This is a genomic window from Nocardia sp. CC227C (assembly GCF_030767025.1).
In the GTDB taxonomy this organism is placed as follows: domain Bacteria; phylum Actinomycetota; class Actinomycetes; order Mycobacteriales; family Mycobacteriaceae; genus Nocardia.
On the sequence record NZ_JASITE010000001.1, the window covers coordinates 1 to 14,870 of the forward strand.

At 69.0% G+C, this 14,870-nt stretch carries 14 protein-coding genes and 1 tRNA gene; 9 read left to right on the plus strand and 6 right to left on the minus strand.

Features of this window, described 5'->3' with window-relative positions:
* Positions 1-250: 250 nt before the first annotated feature.
* Entirely contained in the window at positions 251-442 is a 192-nt protein-coding gene (locus tag QMO76_RS00005) for a hypothetical protein (RefSeq protein ID WP_306359037.1), read from the plus strand.
* Positions 443-482: 40 nt separating this feature from the next.
* On the opposite strand, the gene QMO76_RS00010 is transcribed toward QMO76_RS00005, so the two are convergent.
* Complete coding sequence (locus QMO76_RS00010; RefSeq protein ID WP_306359038.1) at positions 483-2,510, minus strand: TerD family protein; 2,028 nt, start codon at positions 2,508-2,510, stop codon at positions 483-485.
* Between the two features lie 318 nt (positions 2,511-2,828).
* Here QMO76_RS00010 and QMO76_RS00015 point away from each other — a divergent pair, with 318 nt between their 5' ends.
* The 3 genes from QMO76_RS00015 to QMO76_RS00025 all read left to right on the plus strand — a co-directional run bounded on the left by QMO76_RS00015 (position 2,829) and on the right by QMO76_RS00025 (position 4,284).
* Positions 2,829-3,416 (plus strand): DUF4352 domain-containing protein, encoded by a 588-nt coding sequence (locus QMO76_RS00015; RefSeq protein ID WP_306359039.1) that lies wholly within the window; start codon positions 2,829-2,831, stop codon positions 3,414-3,416.
* 78 nt (positions 3,417-3,494) lie between these two features.
* On the plus strand, positions 3,495-3,761 hold the full coding sequence (locus QMO76_RS00020; protein WP_306359040.1) for a DUF2277 domain-containing protein: 267 nt from the start codon (positions 3,495-3,497) through the stop codon (positions 3,759-3,761).
* Between the two features lie 13 nt (positions 3,762-3,774).
* Positions 3,775-4,284: a DUF1992 domain-containing protein gene (locus QMO76_RS00025; RefSeq protein WP_306359041.1), complete on the plus strand. Its 510-nt coding sequence runs from the start codon at positions 3,775-3,777 to the stop codon at positions 4,282-4,284.
* A 28-nt stretch (positions 4,285-4,312) separates the two neighbouring features.
* Here the strand turns inward: QMO76_RS00025 and QMO76_RS00030 are convergent, their stop codons facing one another.
* Entirely contained in the window at positions 4,313-5,284 is a 972-nt protein-coding gene (locus QMO76_RS00030; RefSeq protein ID WP_306359042.1) for an NAD-dependent epimerase/dehydratase family protein, read from the minus strand.
* 42 nt (positions 5,285-5,326) lie between these two features.
* Positions 5,327-6,355: an NAD(P)/FAD-dependent oxidoreductase gene (locus tag QMO76_RS00035; protein ID WP_306359043.1), complete on the minus strand. Its 1,029-nt coding sequence runs from the start codon at positions 6,353-6,355 to the stop codon at positions 5,327-5,329.
* Between the two features lie 295 nt (positions 6,356-6,650).
* On the opposite strand from QMO76_RS00035, the gene QMO76_RS00040 reads away from it, so the two are divergent.
* Complete coding sequence (locus tag QMO76_RS00040) at positions 6,651-7,664, plus strand: YdcF family protein (protein WP_306359044.1); 1,014 nt, start codon at positions 6,651-6,653, stop codon at positions 7,662-7,664.
* A 3-nt stretch (positions 7,665-7,667) separates the two neighbouring features.
* Here QMO76_RS00040 and QMO76_RS00045 read toward each other — a convergent pair whose 3' ends face one another.
* Complete coding sequence (locus QMO76_RS00045; RefSeq protein ID WP_306359045.1) at positions 7,668-8,585, minus strand: toprim domain-containing protein; 918 nt, start codon at positions 8,583-8,585, stop codon at positions 7,668-7,670.
* A gap of 165 nt (positions 8,586-8,750) precedes the next feature.
* A tRNA-Glu gene (locus tag QMO76_RS00050) sits at positions 8,751-8,823 on the minus strand.
* Between the two features lie 158 nt (positions 8,824-8,981).
* Between QMO76_RS00050 and QMO76_RS00055 the strand changes: the two genes are divergently transcribed.
* Entirely contained in the window at positions 8,982-9,977 is a 996-nt protein-coding gene (locus QMO76_RS00055) for a zinc-binding dehydrogenase (RefSeq protein WP_306359046.1), read from the plus strand.
* 76 nt (positions 9,978-10,053) lie between these two features.
* Here QMO76_RS00055 and QMO76_RS00060 read toward each other — a convergent pair whose 3' ends face one another.
* Entirely contained in the window at positions 10,054-10,566 is a 513-nt protein-coding gene (locus QMO76_RS00060; RefSeq protein WP_306359047.1) for a gluconokinase, read from the minus strand.
* A 168-nt stretch (positions 10,567-10,734) separates the two neighbouring features.
* On the opposite strand from QMO76_RS00060, the gene QMO76_RS00065 reads away from it, so the two are divergent.
* The 3 genes from QMO76_RS00065 to QMO76_RS00075 are packed head-to-tail and all read left to right on the plus strand — an operon-like array spanning position 10,735 to position 14,541.
* Positions 10,735-11,646 carry a metal-dependent hydrolase gene (locus tag QMO76_RS00065; RefSeq protein WP_306359048.1) on the plus strand — a complete coding sequence of 304 codons (912 nt, stop codon included), beginning with the start codon at positions 10,735-10,737 and terminating at the stop codon, positions 11,644-11,646.
* Positions 11,643-12,752 (plus strand): PDR/VanB family oxidoreductase, encoded by a 1,110-nt coding sequence (locus QMO76_RS00070; protein ID WP_306359049.1) that lies wholly within the window; start codon positions 11,643-11,645, stop codon positions 12,750-12,752. The genes QMO76_RS00065 and QMO76_RS00070 overlap by 4 nt, the downstream gene beginning before the upstream one ends.
* Positions 12,753-12,771: 19 nt before the next feature.
* A complete protein-coding gene (locus tag QMO76_RS00075) occupies positions 12,772-14,541 on the plus strand; it encodes an SDR family oxidoreductase (protein ID WP_306359629.1) in 1,770 nt (589 codons plus the stop codon).
* Positions 14,542-14,870 lie beyond the last annotated feature (329 nt).

Genomic DNA, 14,870 nt, shown 5'->3' on the forward strand with positions numbered 1-14,870 from the left:
CCGACTGTTAATCGGCAGGTTTCTGGTTCGAGTCCAGATGGGGGAGCAGTATCAGCCTCTGACCGGCGAAGTGATTCGTTCGGTCGGAGGCTGAATTCGTTTCCGGGAGCGCTGTTTCTCCGTTCAATGTGTTGACGAGTTGGTGGCCTTGCGTCCACTCGCGCGATCTCCGTCGACTTCGACATCCGCCGCGCCCAGTACTTTCACGACTACTACGAAGACCTCCGCGCAGGCAGCGCCGCCCGCGACGGTGGACGATCCGCTGAGTGTGACGTGCGGGCAGTTCACGAAGCTGGACGAGGCAGCGCAGTTGCAGGTCATTCAGGCGATCTTCGGGGACGATCCCGCGAAGGACAGTGATCACGTGTCGTTGGCGGACCTGCTGTGCCTGTCGGATTACGTCCAGGACAAGCCGGTCGAGGACGCATTGCCCAAGCCGTGACGGTCGCTCGGACAGCGGGTGCCCTCGGCACCGACGTGCCTCACGTCGGGTCCGGCCCGTCGCCCTGCGGCTGGTCGGATTGTTTCGGGGCCGCGGGCACCCACCCTCGCAGCGGCTGCACCGCCGCTCCGTAGAAGGCGTCGGTCGCCGCCGTCACGCTGGTGACGAAGCTGGCGGCGGTGCCGGAGCGGCGGCTGCCGAGGGGGAAGGTCTGTTCCAGGGCGAAGGAGATGATCTCGCCGGCGCGGCCGTTGGTCAGGATCTTGGGGTTCGCGCGGATAGTGTCGAGGTGTTCGCAGGTCTCCATGCCCTTTTCGGAGAACACCGCTTCGACCTGGACCTGGCCCGGGGCGTCCGCGAGTTGTTTGAGCAGCCAGGACAGTCGGCGTCCGGCGGTGCCTTCGTTGGGTGCGCCCAGGGTGGTGCGGCAGCGGATCTTGTTGGTGCGGATGTCGGCGACGACGATCAGGTCGCCCGCGGTGTCGGGGATGCGCAGTACCGCTTCGAAGGAGCCGTCGGACGCCAGACGTTCGGCGACGGCGGCATTGCGGGCGGCCGGATCGGTGCGGTGCCGGCGGGGCAGCAGGTGTTTGACCTCCACGCCGAGTTCGGCGGTCATGCGCAGGGCGAGGTGGCGGGACAGGGATGCCCAGCGTTCGGCGACGGTCAGCGCCTTCTGGTCGCCGGCGCGCAGGGTGCCCGCGGTGACGGCGTCGCGCACGGCGACCCAGTGGCGGCCCATATCGGTGAATTCGGTGGCTCCGGAACGGGGATGTTCGAGGTAGCGCAGGAATTCGCCGAGTATCCACGTTTGCAGTTCGTCGGCGATGCCGCCGTAGGACAGCAGCATGCGGGCTTCGTGGGCGATCTCGGCCCAGGACAGGTGCCGCAGGTCGACCTTGGCGAGTTTGCGGCGGTCCACCTCGACCGGCAGTTCGCCGGGGCCCGCGGGGACATCGTTGGAAAGGCTCACGACCGCGTCGTACTTCTTCCGGCGCGCCACGTCGAGGTAGCTCTCCAGCTGGTCGCGCCCGAGTTTGCCGGTGCCGGTCTTCACCTCGAGCAGGCCCGTCCACACCCGGCTGCCGCGCACGACCTTGAGGACGGCGTCGGGAATGACCTTCGCCTCGGCCCGCTCGTACTGCACCTCGACGTATCCTTCGAAAGCCCCTGCGGGAGCGCCCATTCGGGCGCAGAGTCCGCGTGCGAACGGTCGTACCGCCTGCATGGTGGCGATCAGGGCGGAGGTGGCGCGGCGTTCCTGCTCCTCGCTGGCGCCCACACCGACCACCGAGAACAGCCGGGCCGGTTGCCAGGTATCGCTCTCCGCGAGCCGGAATTCGATCGGCTTGGCCTTCTTGGCGACGCGTTTGGCGGTGCGCACACCCCGGGGTCGCGTCGGCTTCGCGACCTTGTCGGTGGCCGCGGAGCCGACCTCCGGCGTGGCCGCTTCGGCGGAGCGCGCGGACGCTTCGCCGGATGGTGCGGGCGCATCCGCGGGGACTGCCGTGTCGACCGGCGCTTCCGGCTCCGCGTCGTCGTCGATGGTGACGCCGAAATCCGTTGCCAGACCGGCGAGTCCGGAATCCCACCCCTGTCCCACCGCGCGCACCTTCCAGGTGTCGGCGCGGCGGTACACCTCGCCGAACAGGAACGCCGATTCCGACGTGGCATCACCCGACAGGTACTCGGCCACCGGATGCCCGGCGCCGTCCACGATGCGGAACGCGATCTTGCCCAGCTCGCCGAAGGCGCCGGTGGTGAGACTGCCCGCCAGCGCTACGGTGTGGACGTGCTCGGGAACGGTGCTCAGATCGATCGCGATGCGGGTCTGCGCGCCCTCCTCGGTCGCGCTCGTGCCCAGCATGCGTACCGACCCGTCCGCCGATTCGGGTTGGTTGTAGAAGATGAAGTCGCTGTCGCCGCGTACCTTCCGGTCCGCGCCGAGCAATAGCGCCGACGCGTCGACTTCGATCTCCGACTCCGTCCATCCGATGACGACGTCGATGCGATCGACGTCCTCGGGCAGGGGCAGATTCTGACCTTTGGACAGCATTTCCGACGTCACCGGTTGACCCTTCGAATTTCGACTGCGGTGCAATGGGTTTCGACGGTGGCAGCGGACCCGTTACATATCTCGTCTGCGATATGACGACGAACAAATGGGCAAACAGGTCACAGGTCGTCTTCTGTGCAAAACTCCGCTGACTTCCTGGGCCAGCAATTCACCATTCGGCGTCGTTTTCACTGACTTCCCGTGCCAGCCGCTCATGAGCGGATAACGGCGGTACCGGTCCGGACGGATGTTTCAGCACCGGTACGGCAAACCTGCCGTACAGATGTTCCGCAGGAGGCTCCCCTTCTGCCCCGACCATGTGGGGAAGCAATGACCACACCACCCCCGGGCTATCCCAACCCGGCACAGCAACCTGCTGGCGCGCCCTACCTGATGCCACCGCGGAAACGCAAGGTCTGGCCGTGGGTGCTGCTCGCTGTATTTCTGGCCTTCGTCGCCCTGGTCGGCGGCTGCATGGCACTCCTCGGCACCGCCGCGAACGAAGTATCCAAGAGCGAAGATCGCCGTACCTCCGCGGCGCCCGCCGGTTCACCGGTGCGGGACGGGCAGTTCGAATTCGTGGTGACCGGCACCGAACGCACCCAGTCGGTCGGGGACGGGTACCTGGCCGAGACCGCCCAGGGCGAATATCTGCTCGTTCATGTCGATATCACGAATACCGGCGGCGAGCCGCGCACCTACTTCGGTGAGAACCAGAAGGCGATCGACGACCAGGGCCGGGAATTCACCAACGACACCATGGCGGAAGTGACGATCGATTCCGGGCACAAGGAACTCAATCCCGGTCTGACGATATCGAAGACGATCATTTTCGACATCCCAGTCGGTTCCCGGATTACCGCCATCGAGTTCCACGACTCGATGCTCTCCGGCGGTGCGCGGGTCGCACTCGAATAGCGAAAGCCGCGTCGACCGACACCGAGCAGCTCGAATCACGGGCTGCCGGGTGTCGGTGTGGCGCGCTAGCCTCGGGTTATGTGCCGAAATATCACCGCCCTGCGAGGGCTGGAACCGGCGGCGACGCCGGAGGAGATCAATGCGGCCGCGCTGCAATATGTGCGGAAGGTCGGCGGGCTGTCGAGCGTCTCCGACAGTAATCGAGCCGCGGTGGACGCCGCGGTGGCGGAGATCGCGGCCGCCACCGAGCGGCTGTTGGATGCCCTGCCCGAGCGGCGGGTGCCGCCCAAGACCGTGCCGCCGTTGCGGCGGCCCGAGGTGAGGGCGCGGATGCAGCGCGCCTGAGCGGGAGGTTCGCATGGTTGAGCGGAAACCGGCGGGGATGGGGTTCGAATCGTGGATCGATCGGCAGATTCGCGAGGCGACCGAGCGCGGTGAGTTCGACAATCTGGACGGGGCGGGCAAGCCGATCCCAGGGGAGGGGACGCCGGTCGATGAGAACTGGTGGTTGCACGGGTACCTGAAACGGGAGGGGGTGTCGGGGGACGCACTGCTCCCGCCCGCGCTGCTGCTGCGGCGGGATATCGAGCGGATCGACGAGAGCGTGCGCGACGCGGACTCGGAGACGCAGGTGCGTGCAGCGGTCGGGGAACTCAATCGGCGCATTGTGGAGTGGCTGCGCATGCCGGTCGGACCGGCCGTGCCGATCCGGCCCGTGGATGCGGACGAGGTGGTCGCGCGATGGCGACGCGACCGCGCGGCGGCGCAGACGGCCACCGGACCTGTCCGCGCCGACAGCTCCGCTGGTGGTCCGGCCGAGACTCGCACCCGCTGGTGGCACCGGCTGCGGAGCGGTCGACGTAGTTGAGCCGCCGCGAGATCCGTTCGTGGGCGACTCAGGCTCGGCGGTGTGACCAGCAGTCGCGAACCAACGAGTCGAGATCGGAAGTACTCGGCGTCCAGCCGAGTTCGTGTGCGGCGCGGCTCGGGTCGACGATCAGCGTGCGCGGTTCGGGAACGGCTGGGCCGTGGACGAGCGGAACGCGGCGGCCGGTGACGAGTTCCACCGCGGCGGCCACATCGAGAATGCTGGAGCCCTTACCGCTACCGATGTTGTAGCGCCGCGAATGGCCCAGGGGCGGCAGGTGCTCGAGCGCGGCGACGAAAGCCGCTGCGGCATCACGCACGTGCAGGTAGTCGCGGACCGAGGCGCCGTCGCCGTTGACCGCCAGGGGAGTGCCGTCGAGCGCGGCGGTGAGGGCACGCGGAATCAGCCTGGTCGGATCTGGATCCGCACCGCCCGCGATATTCGACAGCCGCAGCACGGCGGCCGTGAGCCGACCGCTGCCCGCCTGCGCGTCGACGGCGAGTTCGGCCGCCAGTCTGCTGCTCGCGTAGGGGTGCGGCGGCGCGTCCGGCAGTTGCTCGCCCATGGGCTGGACCTCCGGTGACCCGTAGATGGAAGCCGTTGAGGCCGTTACGATTCGGTGCACCCCGGCATCCGCCATGGCCTCCAGCAGGGTGAGGGTCCCCGCGGTGTTGACGCGGAAGTATCGCAGCGGATCGGTCATCGAATCGCGGGCGCGCCCCAGCCCGGCCAGATGGCAGACGGCATCGACTCCGGTCACGGCGGCCCGCACGGCGGCCGCGTCGCGCAGGTCGGCGATTCGGATATCCGCGCACTCCGGTGGCGGCTCGCGCACCGCTTCCGTGGCAGGCCGTCTACGTGCCATTGCGACCGGTTGATGCCCACCGGTCCGCAACGCCGCGACGACCATCCGACCCACATAACCCTCGGCCCCCGTAACCAGCACCCGCACGACGACTCCTCTCCACCGGAGACCGTACGCGCCGTCCGGCAGCCACACACCGAGGAGGACGTACGCGCTGCCCTCGCCGCCCCGCCACCCCTACGAGCGCGCCCGCGCGTACAGTCGCCGCGCCTCCTCCCGCTCCGCCGCGATGCGCTGGCGTCGCACCGCCATGGCCGCGGCCGGATCCGATCCGGTGAGGATGGCGCGATGCAGGGCGTCGGCATCGTCGACGGCCTCGCAGGCACCGCGCCCGGCGGCGGGGGTGATGGCGTGGTCGGCGTCGCCGCACAGGATCAGCGGCGGCTGCGGCGGCTTCGCGGTGTCGAAGGGGACCGTTCGGGCATTGGAGACGTGCAGGGTCTCGGTGTGCTCGAGCAGCCGGTCGATGATGTCGACACTGGGCGCGGCGGCGCGAATATGCTCTGCCCAGACCGTGACCGGATGGAATCCGGTCTCACGCTGGGGTATCGGCGGCCGGGTCAGGCGCGCGAACCAGAAGGCGGCCTCGTCGTTCCAGAAGTGTCCGAAGCTGCTGGTCGGCAGGATGCCCGCGCCGAGGCGGCCGTCGAAGTGCAGGACCGAGGGCTCGGTCGACAGGCGGACGGGTGCGGTCGTGGCGCCGTAGAAGATGACCTGCCCGGCGTATTCCGGAGTGCGTTCGGGTTCCAGCCGGGCACGCCCCACGGAATCGACGCCGTCGGCGGCGATCACCAGGTCGTCGATGGCGACGACATGATTGCCGCTGCGCACGGTGCCGCTGCTCGGGTCGATATCGGTGACCGGCGTGTCGAAATGGAGGTCGGCTCCCGCGCCGCGGGCGAATTCGGTGAGCGCGCGCATGAGTTCGGGTCGCCGATACAGCCGATGTCCGCGACTGCTCAGTTGGCCGCGGTCCGGTGCCAGGTAGTGGAAGCGGAAGCCGGATACCGGATACGACGCGGCCAGCAGTGCGGCCGACGGAACTTCGAGTTCGGCCAGCACATCATGAGCATGCCGGTCGAGGACGAGGAACGCGCCGTCACCGTGCGGGGCGCGCCGCTCGAAGACCCGGGCTGTCCGCTCATGGCAGGCCAGCGCTCCCGCCAGGACTGTTCCGGCGATTCCGCCGCCGATGATCGTGACCACAGCACCTCCTGACCGCTACCGGTCGACGCGGGTCACGACCGGTCTTCCCGACGATGGCCGACTGCTGGATAGAAGCATGGCAAATTGCCAGCACACTCGGGGTTGCTGGAATCGAGCCTAGAGCCGATTTCGGTTTTCTTCGGTCGAGTTGGAATATGTTGTCCGCTATGCGGCTTACGCTCCCTTTTGCCGAGAGCGCAGCGCCGAGGATGTGGTTGCGCGAATTTCCGGTGACCGTCCGTGCCGCGGCGCGCCGAGCCGGGGCGGCGAGCTCCGCCGCGGTTACCGTGGCGGAGTGATAGCGCTGCTGCTCGGCCTCGCCCTGCTGGGGATATTCGCTGTCCTCGTCGTCAGGGAGCCGCGGCGGCTGGTCAACGGGGTGGTGCTGCTCTTCGCGCTCATGTTCAGCGTGATCGGCGTGGTGGATTTCGACTCCGGCAGCCTGCTCGCCGTACTTGCCGCATTGCTGGTGATCCTGTCGCCGCTGCTGGTATTGGTACTCGCCGGTCTGCTCGTGGCGAATGGCGTGCAAATGGTGCGTCGGGAGGGGCGGCGGGTCGCGAATCTGCTGTCCCTCGGACTCGGTATCGCCCTGATCGCGCCGTATGTGCTGTTCGTGGTGGCGCTCGTCAGCGGAAACCTGTGGCTCGCGGTCGTGCTGGCCTCGGGCACGCTGGTGGTCAGTTATATCGGCTTCCTGTTGCTGGCCTTCCTGCTGTATTCGTTCGTCTATCTGCGACTGCCCGCGCGGCGCGGCGTGGGCGCGATCGTGGTGCACGGTTCGGGCCTGATCGGTTCGCGGGTGCCACCGCTGCTGGCAAGCCGTCTCGACAAGGCGCTCGAGGTGTACGCGGCCGAGATCGCCGCCGGGTACCGGCCGCTGCTGGTCACCAGCGGCGGCAAGGGCTCCGACGAGGAGCTGGCCGAGGCCGACGCCATGGCGGGCTACCTCGCGGACCGGGGTCTGCCCGACGCCGCCATCCTGCGGGAGGACCGTTCCGCGACCACGCGCGAGAACCTGCTGTTCACCCGGCAGCTGCTCGCCGAGCGCGGTATCAGCACCCGAATGCTGTTGGTGACGAGCAATTTCCACGCCCTGCGCACCGCGATACTGGCGCGGCGAATGGGTTTGGACGCCACGGTGGTGGGGTCGCCGACCGCGCTGTACTACCTGCCGAGCGCCGTGCTGCGCGAGTTCGTCGGCATCCTGTTCGAGCACAAGTGGTTCTACCTGACGGCCTGCGCGGCGCTCGCGGCGGCGCCGCCGCTGCTGGTGCTGATCCTGGCGGCCGTTCCGGGCGAGCAATAGCCCTCAGCGGCGTCGCCGATAGTGGGCGTCCAGCAGCGGCACCGGATCGAGCTCGCTGATCTGATGTCCGGCGTCGCAGTGATCGGTGAGGTCCTTGCCGTCCCGCGCCTCGACCACGCGCAACTGCCCGACCGAGCCCAGCAGCGTCGCCGCCACCCGCACGGCCCGCCGATATCCCGGCGCGTCCCGGTCGGCGACGATGATCACCCGCCGCGCCCCGCGCAGCCAGGCCGCGTGTTCGGGGTGCCAGCCGAGCGCGCCGCCCGCATTGCAGGTGGCGTACGCCCCGCAGTGGCGGGCGGTGAGCACATCCCGTTCGCCCTCGCAGACGAAGATGTCGGCACCCGCGCGCACGGCGGGCGCGATCGTCGGCAGCTGGAAGGGGATGCGCGCGAATCCGCCGCGCCGCCAACCGCCGTCGGTCATGCGCTGCTGCCAGAAGGCTTTCGCCCGGCCGCGCTCATGGGGAACGTGCATGCGATGGACACGGCCCGCCGGCTGCCCGTCGAGCCGTTCGTACACGTAGACGGCGACACGGCGGGGCGCGCCGAGCTGGCGGCCGAGATCGCGGGTGGGCGTGGCGAGCGGCAGCCCGGCGGCGAGCAGGGCGCGGTCGGCGATCGATGGTTCCGGCCGCGGTCGCGGCGCGCGTCCGGCGTGGGGGAGCGGTCGGTCGAACAGATCGCGCACCCGCAGTCCGAGCCGTTCCAGTACCTGTTCGTCCGGGCATCCGGCGAAACAGCGCACGACGGTGCGTCCCTGCTTCCGGTCGTAGACGACCCCGAGCGAGGGGTGGTGGCGGCGTCCGTCCCCCTCGTGCACCGGGCACAGGTAGCGGGTCCACGCGCCGCTGGTGCGGCCGGGGCCGCTGACCCGGTCGAGCGCGCCGGTGATGGTGTCCCAGGATCGGTTGGTGCCCATGGCGTGTCCTCCCGATTCCGGTGTACCCCGGGGGAGCGGGCCGATGCGAACGTCGCTTGCGCCTGCACATACCGGGGACGGCGGTGGACGATTCGAGTGCGTTCCGTGACCTTGTCGGCGGAAAGAAGAAGGCTCCCGGTCTGATTCGACCGGGAGCCTTCGCTGTAGCCCCGACGGGATTTGAACCCGCGCTACCGCCTTGAGAGGGCGGCGTCCTAGGCCGCTAGACGACGGGGCCAGGACTGTCCTTCGATCTCGCGATCTCGGAAGCTCGGCTAGCTTAACCGATCGTTCGCCCAATGCGAAATCGGTGCGACGGCCTTGACCTGAACATATCTTCGGGTTCCAGGATGGAGGTCGTTGGAGATACCTGAGAACAACAGGGAGGCAAGGACAATGCGAGCAGTCGAGGCGAAGGCATTCGGCGGTCCCGAGGTGCTGACGGTGACCGAGATCGCCGATCCGGTGGCCGGTCCGGGTGAGGTGGTCGTCGATGTGGCGGCGGCAGATGTGATGTTCCTCGATGTGGTGCTGCGCGGCGGCGGGGGAGTGGACTTCTTTCCGGTCGCGCCGCCCTATGTGCCGGGTGGTGCGGTCGCGGGTGTGGTGAGCGCGGTCGGCGCGGGCGTCGACGGCAGCTGGATCGGGCGGCGGGTCGCCACCAAGACCGTGGCCAGTGCCGTCGGCGGCGGCAAACCGGTCGGCGGCTACGCGGAGCGGGCCGTGGCGGAGGCCGAGTCCCTGGTCGAGATTCCCGAGGGCGTGGACTTCACGCGGGCGGCCGCGCTGGTGCACGACGGGCGCACCGCCTTCACCGTGGCGGCGGTGGCGAAAATCGCGCCGGGCTCACGGGTGCTGGTGACCGCGGCCGGGGGCGGCGTCGGAACCCTGCTGGTCCAACTCGCCAAGGCGGCCGGTGCGACCGTCGTCGCCGCTGCTCGTGGTGGGGCGAAACTCCAACTGGCGCAACGTCTGGGAGCCGATACAGTGGTCGACTACACCGAGCCCGATTGGACCGATCGGGTGCGTTCCGCCCTGGGCGGGGCCGGTGTCGACATCGTCTTCGACGGCGCTGGAGGGGATCTCGGCCGCCAGGCGCTGTCGACCATGGCGCACGGTTCGCTCATCATCGGATTCGGCAATGCCGCAGGCGGTTTCGCGGAATTCGATCCCGACGCCGCGGCCGCCCGGGACATCACCATCGTGGGCTTGATGGAACTCACCAACTCCGATATCGATTGGGAGCCCGCTCTCGGCCGCGCCCTCGCCGAGGTGGCGGCCGGACGGCTGGAAGTCGTGGTCGGCCAGACCTTTCCGCTCGACCGGGCATCGGCGGCGCACGCGGCGATCGAAGCACGCGCCGCGGTGGGGCGGACCGTGCTGACTATGTGAAGCGCCCCGAGCGCGGTCGGCACGGGTGGCCGCACGGGGTTCTCCATCCTCGGGGTGCCGCCCACCTCGCCGGGACCTATGCGACGCCGGTGGGAACGGCCGCGAGGACCTGCTCCACCAGTTCGCCCGGGGGCAGCGTGGCGTCCAGGGTGATCCCGGATTCGTCGTCGGTCAGCGGGCGGAGCACCGCGAGCTGGGAGTCGAGCATGCGTACCCCCATGAAATGCCCCCGGCGGGAGGTGAGCCGGCGCTCCAACTCCTCCCGGGGCGCGGCCAGGTGCACGAAGTACAGGTCGGGCGCGGCCGCGCGCAGTCGATCGCGATAGGTCTGCTTCAGCGCCGAGCAGGTCAGGACCGCGCCCGTGTGCTGCCGGTCGGCCAGCCAGCGGGCCAGTGCGTCCAGCCAGGGTGCGCGGTCGGCGTCGTCCAGCGGTACCCCGGCCGCCATCTTGGCCACATTGGCTTCCGGGTGGAAGTCGTCGCCCTCGCCGTATTCGACGCCCAGCGCGTGGGCGAGCAGTGTCCCGACGGTCGTCTTCCCGGAGCCCGCCACTCCCATCACCACGATCTGCGGGGCTTGCGCGGTCATGGTTCGAACCCTAGTGCCGGTATTGTCGTGCGCCGGCCCGCGCAGGGCGGGAAATATAGCTGTTACTCCCGGTCGCATAAACGGCTACACTATTGCTACGCTCACGTAGCAACGGCGGTCGCGGGGCATCACCCCCGGTCGCGGGTACGACGATGACCAGGAGTATCGATGAAGCTACTTCCGATTTTGGGCCGCCGCACGGCGACGACCGATCCCGGCGAGGTAGCCCTCAACGCGCGCAATGTCCAGTTCGACTGGGCCGCCACCGAGCCCGTCTGGATGCGGCGGGAGCCGGTCGCCTCCCATGTGCTCAATGCCCTGAGCATGCTGCTGCCCGAGGGGGAACGCATGTTCCTGGTCACCTTCGGCGAGGCCCTGCCGCTGGTGCAGGACGAGAAACTGCGCGAGGCCATGATCGGCTTCATCGGCCAGGAGTCCATGCACGCCGAGAGCCACAACGGCGTCCTCGAGAACGTGCTGAAGACCCACGGCATCGACGTGGAACCGTATGTGCGGCAGGCGGAATACCTCTTCCGCAAGACGCTCGGACCGCGCGAGTTCGACACCGAGGCCGCCGAGCGCCAGCATCTGGTGGAACGGCTCGGCTTCATCGCCACCCTCGAACACTTCTTCGCCTTCCTCGGCGACTGGGTGATCAACGCCGATCTCGAGCGGTTCGACGCCGATCCGCAGATGCTGGATCTGTTCCGCTGGCACGGGGCCGAAGAGGTCGAGCACCGCATGGTCGCCCATGATGTCGCCGAATACTTCGAGGTCGGCTACGTGCGCCGCGGCGCGCTCATGCTGCTGGTCTTCCCGATCTTCATCGCGTTGCTGCTGCGCGGCACCAAATACCTGGTTCACCAGGACGAGTCACTGCCCAACCACCGCTACCCCATGCTCGTCGCCCGGATCTTCGCGTCCATGTGGCGGGGTGCGCTGCCCGGCGTGCCGTCGCTGCTGGTGAGCGCGCTGTCCACGTTCAAACCCGGCTACAGCCCGGAGACGGTCGGCTCCACCGCACAGGCCATCGCCTACCTCGCCCAGTCCCCGGCGGCGCGGCGCGCGGCGGCATCGTGACGGCATCACGGCCGGTGCCCACCGCAGCGCCGCTCGATCTGTTCGGCAAGCCGCGCAGCGACCGCGCCACCCGGGTACTGGACAGAATCGCCGAAACCAGGCTGCGCTGGACCACCGTCGTCAATCGCAGAGCCCCCCGTGTGCGGGTCGACGACCGGCGCACGCCGCTGATCGTCACCGAACGCCGCGTCGAGGCCCGGGACAACGACGTCGTCAGCATCGTGTTCACCGCCCCCGACGGCCGTGAGCTGCCCGCCTGGCGGCCGGGTGCGCATCTGGACCTGGAACTGCCCTCCGGCAAGGTGCGGCAGTACTCGCTGTGCGGCGATCCCGCCGACCGGCACAGCTACCGCATCGCGGTGCGGCGCATCCCCGACGGACTCGGCGGTTCGCGGGAGGTGCACGAGGCGCTGCCGGTCGGCACGCCGGTGACCGTGCGCGGGCCGCGCAATGCCTTCCCCTTCGTGCTGCCCGGACACGGATCATCTGCCAGCCGAGTGCATTTCGTGGCGGGCGGCATCGGCATCACCCCGATTCTGCCCATGATGCGCATGGCGGACCGACTCGGCGTGGAGTGGAGCATGGTGTACGCCGGGCGCTCCCGCGACACCATTCCCTTCCTCGACGAGGTGGAGTCCTTCGGCTCCCGGGTCGAGGTCCGCACCGACGACGAACACGGCTTGCCCACGGCCGACGACCTGCTGCGCGGCGCGGGCAGCGACACCTCGGTGTACTGCTGCGGCCCGGTGGTGATGACCCAGGTCGTCGCCGCGACGGTCTGCCGGCTGCCGGGTGTGGAACTGTATTCCGAGCGCTTCTCCGCGCCGCCGGTCGTGAACGGCACCGCCTTCCATGTCGAGCTGGCCCGCAGCGGCACGGTCATCGACGTGCCCGCCGACAAGTCGGTCCTCGAGGAAGTGCTGAAAGTCCGCCCGGACGTGGCGTATTCGTGCCGACAGGGCTTCTGCCGCACCTGCCGAGTGACGGCGTTGTCGGCCGACGTCGACCATCGCGACACCGTGCTCACCGACGCCGAGCGCGCGGCGGGCGACATGCTCATCTGTGTATCCCGCTGCGGCGGTGAACGACTGGTGCTGGATCTCTAGCACCCCACCCCAGGAGACGATCGTGACCGATCAACCGACCATCACCCCGGCGTCCCAGCGGCTGGTGCGCAATGACGACTTCGATATCGCCGTCTACGAATACGGGGAGCCGTCGAACGAGACCGTGCTGCTGGTGCACGGCTGGCCCGACGACAACCACCTGTGGGATCGCGTGGTGCCACTGCTGGCCGACCGCTTCCACGTCGTCACCTACGACACCCGCGGCCACGGGCGCTCCACCCGCACCGACCGCACCGAGGACTATCGGCTGGAGCGGTTCGCCTCCGACTTCTTCGCCGTCGCCGACGCGGTGAGCCCGGACCGGCCCGTCCACGTGCTCGCCCACGACTGGGGTTCGGTCCAGGTGTGGGAGGCCGTCTGCGAGCCGCGGGCCGCCGCGCGCGTGGCCTCCTTCACCTCGGTGTCCGGCCCCAATCTCGACCACCTGGGCGCGTGGGTGCGCGGCGAACTCGCGCGCGGCAAGGTGTGGGGGCCGTTCACGCAGCTGCTGTCCTCGCTCTACACCGGGCTCTTCATGACCCCCGGGGTGCCGCGCGTGGTGCTCAAGCCGCTGGGGACCGAGAAGATGTGGTCGCGATTCGTCGGGCTGATGAACGAGACCTCACCCGCGAACATCACGCTCGGCCCCGAGTTCCGGCGCGACTTCTTCGACGGTATGCGCATCTACCGCGCGAATATCCCGCGCCGCCTTGCGGATCCGCGGGAACGCCGCACCGAGGTGCCGGTGCAGCTGATCATCGCGCGCCGCGATGTGGCGGTGCGTCCCGCCGGTTACGACAACGAGCGGGACTGGGCCCCCACCCTGTTCCGCCGCGAGGTCGGCGGCGGGCACTGGCTGCCGTTCTCCCACCCCGAGCTGCTGGCCACCGCCACCGCCGAGATGATCGAATCAGTGCGCACCGGGACGGCCGCCCGTGGGCTGCGGCGGGCCGAAGTCGGCGGGCAGCAACGCGAATTCGAGGATCAGCTGCTGGTCATCACCGGCGGCGGCAGCGGCATCGGCCGGGAGACCGCGCTCGCCTTCGCCCGCAAGGGAGCCGAGGTGGTGCTCTCCGACATCAACCTCGACGCCGCCAAGGAAACCGCGGAACTCATCGCGCGCGAAGGGGGTACGGCACACGCCTACCAACTGGACGTGGCGGATGCGGCGGCCGTCGGCGAACACGCCGCCACCGTGATCGCCGCCCACGGGGTGCCCGACATCCTGATCAACAACGCCGGAGTCGGCCAGGCCGGGGACTTCCTCGACACGCCCGCGGCGGAATTCGACCGGGTACTGAACATCAACCTGCACGGCGTCGTCAACGGCTGCCGCGCCTTCGGCAAGCCCATGGCCGAGCGCGGACTCGGCGGACATATCGTCAACCTGTCCTCGATGGCCGCCTACACCCCGCAGCGCGGCTTCAGCGCCTACTCCACCAGCAAGTCGGCCGTCTTCATGTTCTCCGACTGCCTGCGCGCGGAACTGGCGGGCAAGGGCATCGGCGTGCACACCATCTGCCCCGGCATCGTGCACACCAATATCGTTGCCACCACCCGCTTCTCGGGCGTCTCCGCCGATGAGGAAGCCGCCAAGCAGCGGCGCTACGACAAGCTGTACGCGGCCCGGCGCTACGGTCCGGAGAAGGTCGCCGCCCAGATCGTCAAGGCCGTGGAGAAGGGACGCGACGTGGTCCCGGTGACCCCCGAAGCCCACCTGCAATACCGCTTCAACCGGTTCGCCCCGGCCATCGCCCGCTTCTTCGCGGCCCGGGTCAAGCTGACCTGACCCGGAAAATGGGTCTGCGCGGTGTCGGTCGGGACTGGTAGCGTTTTGCTATCCGACAATCGAAGACGTCGGCACCCGGGGGAGGGGAACGATATGGATCTGTTGTTATTTCTCGTGGCAGTGCTGCTGGTGGGATCGGTGATCGGGTTGTTCATCCGGTCCGTCAAGCGGAACTCGGAGAACAGTCGGCGGCAGCGGTACAGCCATGGGAGCTCACGATCGGACACGTATCGACGCTCGGGCGGGTACGCCGCCGGCGGCGGCTATGCGGGCGGGGGAAGCGACTGGGGCGGGAGCGGTTCCGGGGGAAGCGACTGGGGCGGCGGCGA